Origin of the sequence: Tardiphaga sp. (genome assembly GCF_044336785.1) — a bacterium.
Classification (GTDB): domain Bacteria; phylum Pseudomonadota; class Alphaproteobacteria; order Rhizobiales; family Xanthobacteraceae; genus Tardiphaga.
This window is the reverse complement of record NZ_JBIIOT010000159.1, coordinates 1-6,791: the sequence shown is the minus strand read 5'-3', so window position 1 is coordinate 6,791 and position 6,791 is coordinate 1. Positions and strand designations below refer to the sequence as shown.

Genomic DNA, 6,791 nt, shown 5'->3' with positions numbered 1-6,791 from the left:
AGAGCACCGTGTTCAAGGCGATCTTCGGCCTGCTGAAGCTCCGCGACGGCAGGATCACCTTCAAGGGCCGTGACGTCACCGGCCTCAGCCAGCGCGCGCTGCTGTCCGCCGGCATCTGCTATGTGCCGCAGGGCCGCAACATCTTTACGGAATTGTCGGTGCGCCACAATATCGAGCTCGGCGCCGTCGCCGCCGGCCGCGACATCACTGATCTGCCCGCACGCATCGAATCCGCCCTCGACAAATTCCCGGTGCTGCGGTCCAAGGCAAGGCAGCAAGCATCGACGCTGTCCGGCGGCGAGCAGAAGCAGCTCGAGATCGCCCGCGGCCTGCTGCTCAATCCGCAACTGGTGCTGATCGACGAACCGTCCATCGGCCTGTCTCCGCTGATGGTGCAGCAGACCTTCAACATCCTGAAAGAGCTGCGCGACAAAGGCGTCTCGATCCTGATGATCGAGCAGAATGCGCGCTCGGCACTGGAGATTTCCGATTTCGGCATCGTGCTCGAACTCGGCCAGACCCGCCTGATGGACAAGGCCGACAAGGTGCTGAACGATCCGCGCATCGGCCAGTTGTTCCTCGGTGGCGCAATGACGGAGACGGCTGCATGAACACCCGCTCGATCGCAACAGTCTCGCTGTCCGGCACCCTGGACGAAAAGCTGCGCGCCATCGCCGCCGCGGGCTTCGAGGAGGTCGAGATCTTCGAGGCGGATCTCCTCTCCTTCAACGGCTCGCCCCGCGATGTCAGCGATCTCTGCGGCGAATTGAATCTCGGGATCTGCGCCTTCCAGCCGTTCCGCGATTTCGAGGGCATGCCCGAGCCGCAGCGCAGCCGCAATTTTGCGCGCGCCGAGCGCAAATTCGCGCTGATGCACGAGCTGCGCACCGACCTGATGCTGATCTGCAGCAACATCTCGCCGGCGTCGCAGGGCGGCATCGACCGCGCCGCCGCTGATTTTCGCGAACTCGGCGACCTCGCCGCCCGACATAATATCAAGGTCGGCTTCGAGGCCCTCGCCTGGGGCGCGCATGTGAACGACTATCGCGATGCCTGGGAGATCGTGCGCCGCGCCGATCACAAAAACATCGGCGTCATCCTCGACAGTTTTCACGCGCTGGCGCCGGGTTTTCCCACCGGACCGATCGCCTCGATCCCGGCCGACAAGATCTTCCTCGTCCAGCTCGCCGATGCGCCAAAACTCGGCCTCGATGTGCTGTCCTGGAGCCGGCATTTCCGCTGCTTCCCCGGCCAGGGCGACCTGCCCGTGGTCAAGTTCATGGAGGCCGTGCAGGCCGCCGGCTATCGCGGCCCGTGGTCGCTCGAGATCTTCAACGACCAGTTCCGCGCCGGCTCCGCCGTGCGCACCGCCACCGACGGATTGCGCTCGCTGATCCTGCTGCAGGACCAGCTGGCAAAGCCCGCGGAGGTGCTGGCGCCGAAGTCGCCGACGCTCGGCACCGGCTTTCTCGAATTCGCCGTCAACGAGACCAAGGCCGCCGAACTCTCCACATGGCTGGGGCAACTCGGCTTTCGCAAGACCGGCGCGCATCGCAGCAAGGATGTCGCGCGCTGGTCGCAGGGATCGATCGATCTCGTGGTCAACAGCGAGCCCGACGGTTTTGCGCATTCGCATTACGTCACGCATGGTGCCGGCGTCTGCGCCATCGCGCTCGATGTCGGCAATGCAAGGCAGGCCATGGAGCGCGCCGAGGCGATGCAGGCGCGCACCTTCTATCAGCCGGTCGGCCCGGGCGAGCTGGAAATCCCCGCCATCCACGGTGTCGGCGGCAGCCTGCTCTATTTCCTCGATGAAGCCGGCAACAACTGGGACACCGACTTCGCGCCGGTCGCAAGCGATGCCAGCGCGGATCATCTCGTCAGCGTCGATCACATCTCGCAATCCATGCCCTATGACGAGATGCTGTCCTGGCTCTTGTTCTACACCGGCATCCTCGATCTGCAGCGCCTGCCCGGCATGGAAGTGCCGGATCCCGTCGGCCTCGTGCAGAGCCAGGCGCTGATCTCGCCCAACGCCGCGCTGCGCATGGTACTGAACGGCTCCTCAGCCACGCGCACTTTGTCGAACCGCTTCATCTCCGAATTCTTCGGCTCCGGCGTGCAGCACATCGCCTTCCTCTGCGACGACATCTTCAAGACCGTCGCCGGCATGCGCGCCCGTGGCGCAAAATTCCTGCGCATCCCCGACAATTACTATGACGATGTGGACGCCAAATACGGCCTCGATGCTGAGCTGATGGCGGCGCTGCGCGACAACCAGATCCTCTACGACCGCGAAGGCGACGGCGAGTTCTTCCAGATCTACACCAACGTGTTCGACGAACGCTTCTTCTTCGAGATCGTGGAGCGGCGAAATTATCAGGGCTTTGGCGCGCCAAATGCCGGCATCCGGCTGGCCGCACAGGCCCGCGAGGCGCGGCCCATCACCGTGCCGCGCAGCTGAGCGGCATCGCCGACGTCAGTAGTCCACTTTCGCCAGATACAGCCCGTCCGGCGGCGCGACGATGCCGCAGGCGGCGCGGTTCTTGGCTTCGAGCGCGGCGCTCATATCGTCCGGTGTCCAGCGGCCATGGCCGACCCAGACCAGCGAGCCCACCATCGAACGCACCTGGCTGTGCAGGAACGACCGCGCCGAGGTGAGGATCGTCACCGCCTCGCCGTCCTGATCCACATCAAGCTGATCCAGCGTACGGATCGGCGATTTCGCCTGGCATTCGGTATCGCGAAAGGTCGTAAAGTCATGCCGGCCGAGCAGCCGCTGGGCACCTTCGCGCATCAGCGCGACATCAAGCGGTTTCGGCACGCGCCACACATGCCCCATATCGACCGCGAGATTCGCGCGGCGGTTGGTGATGCGATAAATGTAGTGCCGCTTGATCGCCGAGAACCGCGCCTCGAAATCATCCGGCACCACATCGGCGGACAGCACCGCCACCGGATGCGGCCGCAGATGCGCGTTCATGCCATCGCGAAAACGTCCGGGCACCAGGATCTTCGGCACGTCGCAATGCGCCACCTGCCCCAGTGCATGGACGCCAGCATCGGTGCGGCCGGCACCATGGACGCGGATCGGCTCGCCGCAGATCGCCTCGGCGGCGCGTTCCAGCGCCCCCTGCACGGTCAGCGTGGCATCGGTCTGCACCTGCCAGCCCGAGAACGGCATGCCGTCATATTCGATGAGCATCTTGTAGCGCGGCATCAGCCCACCCGTAGGGGTGGCTGCAGCGCCGTGCCGCGCAAAAATTCGTCGGGCTTCATCGCCTGCTTGCCGGCGCGCTGCAGTTCGAGGATGCGGATGGCGCCATCGCCGCAGGCGATGGTCAGGCGATCATCGAGCAACGTGCCCGGCGCGCCCGATCCCTTCGCCAACTCACAGCGCAGGATCTTGAGCCGCACCGTCTCGCCGTCCACATCCACCTCGCACCATGCGCCGGGAAACGGCGACAGGCCGTGAATGTGGCGCAGCACGGCGCGCGCCGGTCTGGTCCAATCGATCCTGGCTTCGGCCTTTTCGATCTTGGCGGCGTATTCGACGCCCTGCTCGCTCTGCTTGACGAGTTGCAGCCCGCCGCGATCGAGCGCACCCATGGCCCGCACCATCAGGTCGGCGCCGAGCGGCGCCAGCGCGTCATGCAGGTCCATCGCCGTCATACTGTCGGTGATCGGCAGGCGCTCGGCCATGGCGACATCGCCGGTATCGAGGCCGACATCCATCTTCATCACCATGACGCCGCTCTCGGCATCATCGGCCATGATGGCGCGCTGCAGCGGCGCCGCGCCGCGCCAGCGCGGCAGCAGCGAGCCATGCAGGTTGAAGCAGCCGAGCGGCACCGCATCGAGAATGTTCTGCGGCAGGATCATGCCATAGGCGACGACCACGGCGGCATCGGCATCGAAGGCGCGAAACTGCGCCTCGGCTTCCTCGGTGCGCAGCGTCTTCGGAGTCAGCACGGGAATGCCGAGCCGCTCCGCCTCGCGCGCCACCGGCGTCGGCTGCAATTTCATCCCACGCCCGGCCGGCTTCGCCTCGCGCGTATAGACGGCGACGACCTCATGGCCGTGGGCCACGAGTTCGAGCAGCGTCGGCACGGCGAAATCCGGCGTGCCCATGAAAATCAGACGCAGCGACATGTGGAGGCTTCCTAGGTCGTCATGGCAGGTCTATCGCCCGCGGCCATCCTTCGAGACGCGGCCAAATGGCCGCTCCTCAGGATGAGGACTGAGTATGGCTCTGTAGATGCCCCTCATGGTGAGGAGCCCGCGCAGCGGGCGTCTCGAACCATGCAGGCCAAGCACTCTCCCCATCGCTCGAACGACATATACGATATCCCTGCCACTACAGGGAGATTTATGAAACTCAGCCCACGCGCTTGGCGATCTTCGTGAATTTCTTCATCACGCGATCACGCTTGAGCTTCGACAGGTAATCGACGAACAGCACGCCATTGAGATGGTCGATCTCGTGCTGGATGCAGGTGGCAAACAGGCCGGAAGCGTCTTCTTCCACGAGCTTGCCGTCGAGATCGAGATAGCGGATGCGCACCGTCGCCGGGCGTTCCACTTCCTCGTAATATTCGGGGATCGACAGGCAGCCTTCCTCATAGACCGAGAGCTCTTCCGAGGCCGAGATGATCTCCGGATTGATGAAGACGCGCGGCTGCTTGCCGCCCTCCTCGTCATCCTTCTTGGCGAGATCCATGGTGATCAGGCGGAGCGGAACCGCGATCTGGATCGCCGCCAGGCCGATGCCGGGGGCGTCATACATGGTCTCGAACATGTCGTCGGCGAGCTTGCGCACCTCCGACGTCACCGTCTCGACAGGTTTAGAGATCAGCCGCAACTGTTTGTCCGGCAGAATGATGATTTCACGAATGGCCATGGCGGGCGATTTAATCCGCGCGTGTTGCGCGGTCAATGCGCGGGATGGGCATTAACCTTGCGGTAACCATGTCCGTTAGGAAAGGATTAACCATGGCTGTTGAGGACTGATTAACCATATCGCTCAACGCTTCATTAACCATGGACGTTTACTTTTTGTTCACGATCGGCGTCTTTGCAACATGAGCAGCGACGCTCCGTTCACCTCTCCCCACCGGGTTGTGGGGGCGGGGTCGGGCGGGGGGGGGGGGGCCCAAACTCAGGCGACGGAGCAAGCCCCCTCACCCGCCCGACTTCGTCGGTCGACCTCTCCCCGGAGGGGAGAGGTGAAGCAAGAATCGTCTGCTCGTTCGATCTCGTGAGGCCATCGTTTCCATGACCACAGCGCCCGATACGCCCGACGCCACCCTGCAGCCCCGCGCCTCCTGGCGCGTGAGCATGGCGGTCTATCTGCAGCCGCGCGTGCTGATCGTGCTGATGCTCGGCCTGTCCTCGGGTCTGCCGCTGGCATTGTCCGGCTCGACACTGCTAGTCTGGATGCGCGAGAGCGGCGTCGATCTCGGCACCATCGGCCTGTTCGCGCTGGTCGGCACGCCCTACACGCTGAAATTCCTCTGGGCGCCGCTGGTGGACGCGCTGCATGTGCCGTTCTTTACCCGTGCCTTCGGCCGCCGCCGCGGCTGGCTGGTGTTTTCGCAATTGCTGCTGATCGCCGCGATCCTGCTGCTCGCACTTACCGATCCCGCACGCTCTCCGCTGTTCGTGGCGCTTGGCGCGCTGCTGGTCGCTGCGATGTCATCGACTCAGGACATCGTGGTCGATGCGTTTCGCGTCGAGAGCCTGCCGGAGAGCGAGCAGGCCGCCGGCATGGCCTCCTATGTGGCGGCGTATCGGATCGGCATGCTGATCTCCACCGCCGGCATCCTGTTCCTGGTCAGCGCCTTCGAGGCCACCGGCATCGCACGCTCCTCCGCCTGGATGTGGGGCTATGTGGCGATGGCCGCCATGGTGCTGATCGGCACCGTCACGGCGTTGCTCGCCACCGAACCCGAGCAATCCGCGCAGGCCGAAGCAGCCACCCGCGGCGAAAGCGCGTTCCAGCGCGTGCTGCGCGCCGCCATCGGCGCGTTCTCCGAATTTCTTGCACGCAAGGACGCCTGGGCCGCACTTGCTTTCGTCGTGCTGTTCAAATTCACAGACGCATTCTCGGGCACGATGACCGCCCCTTTCGTCATCGACCTCGGTTTCACCCGCAATGACTACGCAGCCATCGTCAAAGGCGTCGGCCTCGCCGCCACGCTGATCGGCGGCTTTGCCGGCGGTTTCGTCGCGCGGCGCTATTCGCTGGCGGCGAGTCTGTGGATCGGTGCGGTGCTTCAGGCGGTATCGAATCTCGCTTTCGCCTGGCTGGCGCTGGTCGGCGTCAATCAATGGGCGCTGGCGCTGGCGATCTCGGTGGAGAATTTCACCAGCGCGATCGGCACGGTGATTTTCGTCGCCTATCTGTCGGCGCTGTGCAAGAATCCGCTGCACACGGCCACGCAATATGCATTGCTGACGGCGCTCGCGGCGGTGGGGCGGACTTATCTGTCAGCCGGCGCAGGCTATGTCGCGCAGGCGACGGGATGGCCGATGTTTTTCGTGATCAGTGTGCTCGTGGCGGTGCCAAGCCTGGTGCTGCTCCTGTGGCTGCAGCGACGCGGACATTTTGCGGCGTTAGGGCCGGTGAAGATCTAGCCGCCCTTTGTCGTCACCCGGCTTGACCGGGTGACCCAGTACACACCATGATTGATGAGTATACTGGATCGCCCGATCAAGTCGGGCGATGACAGATGGAGACTGAACGCGCGCTCACGAGCTTCAGCGATGCGGACGTACACATTCTACGTCTA

Annotated in this window: 6 protein-coding genes; 3 read left to right on the top strand and 3 right to left on the bottom strand. The window is 64.2% G+C overall.

Annotation, left to right across the window (positions count from 1 at the left end; translation table 11 throughout):
- Together ACIQ2A_RS24965 and ACIQ2A_RS24960 are read left to right on the top strand one after the other, a co-directional pair.
- Positions 1–611: ABC transporter ATP-binding protein (locus tag ACIQ2A_RS24965; protein ID WP_398484583.1), on the top strand; the 611-nt coding region annotated here is incomplete at its 5' end.
- Positions 608–2,464 carry a bifunctional sugar phosphate isomerase/epimerase/4-hydroxyphenylpyruvate dioxygenase family protein gene (locus ACIQ2A_RS24960; RefSeq protein WP_398484581.1) on the top strand — a complete coding sequence of 619 codons (1,857 nt, stop codon included), beginning with the start codon at positions 608–610 and terminating at the stop codon, positions 2,462–2,464. The genes ACIQ2A_RS24965 and ACIQ2A_RS24960, both read left to right, overlap by 4 nt.
- A 15-nt stretch (positions 2,465–2,479) precedes the next feature.
- Here the strand turns inward: ACIQ2A_RS24960 and truA are convergent, their stop codons facing one another.
- The 3 genes from truA to def all read right to left on the bottom strand — a co-directional run bounded on the left by truA (position 2,480) and on the right by def (position 4,900).
- Positions 2,480–3,220, bottom strand: coding sequence for a tRNA pseudouridine(38-40) synthase TruA (truA, locus tag ACIQ2A_RS24955; RefSeq protein WP_398484579.1), 741 nt, complete (start codon positions 3,218–3,220; stop codon positions 2,480–2,482).
- Complete coding sequence (gene fmt, locus ACIQ2A_RS24950) at positions 3,220–4,152, bottom strand: methionyl-tRNA formyltransferase (RefSeq protein WP_398484576.1); 933 nt, start codon at positions 4,150–4,152, stop codon at positions 3,220–3,222. The genes truA and fmt overlap by 1 nt, the downstream gene beginning before the upstream one ends.
- A 226-nt stretch (positions 4,153–4,378) precedes the next feature.
- Positions 4,379–4,900: a peptide deformylase gene (gene def, locus ACIQ2A_RS24945; RefSeq protein WP_398484574.1), complete on the bottom strand. Its 522-nt coding sequence runs from the start codon at positions 4,898–4,900 to the stop codon at positions 4,379–4,381.
- A gap of 374 nt (positions 4,901–5,274) precedes the next feature.
- Between def and ACIQ2A_RS24940 the strand changes: the two genes are divergently transcribed.
- Positions 5,275–6,636 carry an AmpG family muropeptide MFS transporter gene (locus tag ACIQ2A_RS24940; RefSeq protein ID WP_398484572.1) on the top strand — a complete coding sequence of 454 codons (1,362 nt, stop codon included), beginning with the start codon at positions 5,275–5,277 and terminating at the stop codon, positions 6,634–6,636.
- Positions 6,637–6,791 lie beyond the last annotated feature (155 nt).